This is a genomic window from Ensifer sp. SSB1 (assembly GCF_016652895.1).
In the GTDB taxonomy this organism is placed as follows: Bacteria; Pseudomonadota; Alphaproteobacteria; order Rhizobiales; family Rhizobiaceae; genus Ensifer.
In genome coordinates this window covers 1-3,924 of sequence record NZ_JAEPRP010000317.1, presented here as the reverse complement: position 1 = coordinate 3,924, position 3,924 = coordinate 1, and the positions used below count along the sequence as shown (strand labels likewise).

The 3,924-nt window shown below is 59.8% G+C and carries 4 protein-coding genes and 1 pseudogene; 2 read left to right on the top strand and 3 right to left on the bottom strand.

Translation table 11 applies throughout. The features are described from left to right. The 3 genes and pseudogenes from I8N66_RS36540 to I8N66_RS36530 all read right to left on the bottom strand — a co-directional run. Positions 1-205: pseudogene (locus tag I8N66_RS36540) on the bottom strand (hypothetical protein); the annotation flags it as partial. Between the two features lie 18 nt (positions 206-223). Further along, positions 224-1,591, bottom strand: coding sequence for a DUF3300 domain-containing protein (locus tag I8N66_RS36535; RefSeq protein ID WP_291165292.1), 1,368 nt, complete (start codon positions 1,589-1,591; stop codon positions 224-226). A 460-nt stretch (positions 1,592-2,051) separates the two neighbouring features. Continuing rightward, positions 2,052-2,750: a MarC family protein gene (locus tag I8N66_RS36530; RefSeq protein ID WP_291165289.1), complete on the bottom strand. Its 699-nt coding sequence runs from the start codon at positions 2,748-2,750 to the stop codon at positions 2,052-2,054. A 494-nt stretch (positions 2,751-3,244) separates the two neighbouring features. Here I8N66_RS36530 and I8N66_RS36525 point away from each other — a divergent pair, with 494 nt between their 5' ends. After that, complete coding sequence (locus tag I8N66_RS36525) at positions 3,245-3,697, top strand: DUF2721 domain-containing protein (RefSeq protein ID WP_291165286.1); 453 nt, start codon at positions 3,245-3,247, stop codon at positions 3,695-3,697. 35 nt (positions 3,698-3,732) lie between these two features. Beyond that, the coding region (locus I8N66_RS36520; RefSeq protein ID WP_291165283.1) for a hypothetical protein at positions 3,733-3,924 on the top strand (192 nt) is incomplete at its 3' end.

Sequence of the window (3,924 nt, the reverse complement as noted above, 5' to 3'; positions counted from 1 at the left end):
CCTTGAATTCGTCGACCGCCTTGGCCGGGTCATCGAAGACCGGAGGATCTTCGTCCGCCGCATAGGCGTCGAGGCCGGCCGCCATTTGATCCGCCGGTGCCTGTTCCGTCGGCGCCTTTGTCTGTGAGAAGGCGTTGAGCGGCACGGCGGCCAGTGTGAGGGCGATCGCCGTTCCAAGGAGAAGCGGATGAAAGAGCTTTGTCATGGTCGTTCTCCTATCTGACTATCGTCTGCCGCCGCCGCGCCCACCGCCGCCGCCACCGCGGTGGATTGGAGGTTTGCCACCGCCGCGGGTCGCTTGTGGCCGCCCGCCGCCACGCTGGCCGCCACCCATGCTCTGTCCACCACGCTTCGACGAATTAACCTCACGCCGGCCGGAATTGACGTTGCCGAGCCCCGACGGGTTCACGGGTCGATTCTCGACCTTGCCGCCCATCTTCGGCTTGCCTGCGGGTCGGTTTGCCGGGGTCTGCTTTGCTTGCGGACGGTTGGCGCCTGCCTTGGCGTCACCGGCCCTCGGTCTTGTCGCCTGACCATCGGCGGGACGGGTCGCGGGCCGCTGCTGCGCTTTCAGTCCATCTAATGTGCTCTTGCGCACATCCCTGATCTGGCCGGCGCTGTCGCCGCCAGCGGGCCGCGCGTTCGGGCGCTCGCGATTGATCTCGTTGGCGCGGTTGCGCAGGTTGTTGTTGCCGTCGGCCTTGATGTTGTTCTTGATATTGGTCCGGTCGAACTTCTGAAACTGGGTGCTGTCGAATTTGATCTTGCTGCGGTCGACATTCTTCCAGTCGACGTCGTTCCACTTGACCTTGCCGTTGATGTTGTTGAAGCAGTTGTTGCAGTCGATGTCGACGTCACCGCCGTTCCAGCGGCCGCCCCACACGCCCCAATCGTCCCAGTCGACGATTGCTGCGAAGGCAGCACCCGTCACAGCACCTGCAAAGAAGGTCGCGCCCGGATACCAGTAGGCGGGAGAGGGTTCGTCATAGTAGCTGATCGGTGCCGGTGCATAGTTGGGCTGATACAACATCTCCGGCGGATACTGCGGCACGTAGATCGTTTCCGGGTTCGCCGCCTGGATGAGGACATTGTCGCCTTCCTGGACCACTTTTACCTTGTCGTCCGTCTTGATGATGTTCTTGGCGACCGCCTCGTCGCGCAGTTGCTGTATCGCGATCAGCACGTCCTTCTGCTGATTGGCGATCGCATCACCGAAGGACTGGGTCCAGTCGAGGTCTTCGGCCATCATCTTGACGATCTGGGGATAGTTGAGCAGCGAGATGACGCTGCCGTCCCAATCCTCCTTCGGTTTCATGTCCGGCTTCTTCTGGCGTGCCTCGAGGAACCGCTCCGCCTCGACGATCTGCAGCGGAAAGAGAGCCGCAGCGGAGATCAAGGCCACCAGTTCGTCCGGATAGAGCGCGATGCGGGCGACGAGGATTTCGAGTTCGTCGTCGCTGAGCGGTTCCGGCGCTGTCTGCTGCTCGGCCGCCGGGGCGCTTGCCGACTGCTGCGCGAGCACCGGGTTCATGGATGATGAGAGCATCATGGCAACAGCGCTGCCAAGCACGATTATTGTCTTCCGCACTATGATCACCTCCAAGGGTAAAGACGGAAAGGGTCGCCCGAAATACTGGTCTCCTTGGTATGCCGGAAAAGCTGCTCGGTATGCATTGGCCGAGCGGCAGAGCGAGCGCCATCGCCAGCCCCGATCTGAACCAACTTCTTGACAACCAACCGCCGCATGGCTTCCCCAAGGTCACTCCGAACGGACATTAAGCGGAATATGGCGGTTTGCTGAAGAACGTAACAGTTACATTGTGCACGGCCGTGCGATTGCTGGCGGTTTCACCGCCGCAAACAGTGTCTTCAATTTCCCATCGGGCGGGCTCAACAATTCGAGTGCCAGGGACTGGCGGGAAGGCTGAAAGGACTTCACAAGCCGAGATTACGCCACCAGCAAGCGTGCTGGATGCTAGATGAACTTCAAGCCGAGATCGCGCTACGCGGGCACTGAAGAAGTGCTTGTGGTCGCCTTTGACAGGCGGAGGTCACCATTCGATCAAACTCACACTATGCAGAATGATCTGAAGTCCAAGGGCCGCCTGCGTGACACCGAGCACGACCGCCAATACCTGGAGGGAGGTTCCTACCCATTTCAAGATGGTGTCCGCGAACGTCATCGCGAGCCAGTCCAGCAACAGAATTAGAAGCACGATGGCGGCGACGGTGAAGCCTTCCGCCTGGCGGTCGCCCGCCAGGGTCGCAAAGACGATCACGGCAGCGATACCATAGGGAGGGACGATGATTGGAAAGGCTAGTGGCGCAAGGGCAAGCCTTTGGTCTGGCGGTCGGCCCACCCCGAGCGGGTGCTCGATCTGGCTTGCGGATTGCTGCAAGATCGTTCGAAGAGCCACGAGAAACAGGATGATGCCCCCGGTCATGGCCAGGACGGGCAAGGAAATTTCAAAGTTCTCCAACATTGTGCGGCCAAGCAAGCCGGCGATAGCCAGGGCACCGGCCGAGAAGAGGATGGCCCTCCCGGCAAGCCGCGACTTGAGTTGGCCCTCCCAGCCGGCAGTGATGCTTACAAAGGGTACGAGTATCTTGATCGGGCCGAGCATGAGAAAAAGCATCAAGAACATTTTTCGTGGGCCAAACTCGACGTCTGGCAGACCCGCGGCATTCAGAGGTTGGGCGAGGGACTGCTCCGCAAAGCTGCTTGCGATTATCACCAGTATGATGGTCAAGCCGATAGAATGCCCAGTTCGACGCCATTTTGATTTTCCAAATGCGCCAGGCCTACCGTTCGCGCTGGCGCGTAGCGCAATGTGCGTTCGGATAAGGTTCGGACATGCCGTCATTTGCCAGTCCCCGCCACTCCAGAGCAATGGATGTGCTGACCAATCTTATGCCGGTGCTGCCACGCACCAGGTTCGCCAATAGGGCCAAGCCGCGTCAACTGAAGACTTGCGTTGCGGGCGCGCGTGGGTGACTGCCGTCTCAGTGTTTCAGTTGCCGCTCAGAGGCCGGTCGACCGCGTGGGCAACAACTTCGGTGTCAATCGTAGACAACAAACCCTTGCACGCTCCGGGAATGCGCGGCCGTATCGGCCGTCAACCCGAAAAGACCAATTCCCTCGCCCGTTCAGTACGGGTGATTTGCCTTTTTAGGAGCCTGCCACAGATTGCTAAGATTCCATACGCCTCAAATCTAGCTGCGCAGAAGTTGTTGAGAGCCACACATGCAAACACCAGCAATCGTCTCCGATCTTGCCTCTATCGTCCAAACCGCCCTGGCGCCGGTTTTTCTCCTTGCCGGCACGGCAGGTTTCGTCGGGGTCTACGAGATTCGTCTTGGTCGGGTTTCGGATCGGGTCAACGCGATACAGGAGAAGGGTGAACGGGGGGACGCGCGACGCACGCAACTGGACTATCTGCGCCGGCGTACGCTTGCCCTGGAGATAGCGGTCGCTCTCGGGACGCTTGCCGCGATCTGTACTGGTTGGGCTATCCTCAATCTGCTTGCCGGTGCGCTCCAGTTCGGGTTCCGTGAAGAAAATCTCTTCTGGTTCTTCGGCGGCGCGATCTTGTCGCTCATCGGATCTCTTGTGGCATTCCTTGTTGAGATGTTTATCGCCGGGCGAAGCATGTTGCGTCAGATACGGATGGACGAGACGGCTCCCGAACGCGACTGACTGCCATTGGAGCAGGACTTGCCGAAGGTCCGAAGATGGAACGCAAGACCAATCTCCGGCCCAATTCGGTCACACGAAATCCAAAGTTCCCGGAGAAATCCAACCGGGCTCGCATGCCCTTCAACATGGGGCCGATAGTGGCTGGACGGCACGGCGGCAACTGGCGCGCGGCAGGAAGGGCTGCCGGCCGGGAGAAAGTTGAATTGCCATCCCTTCATTTTGCGACT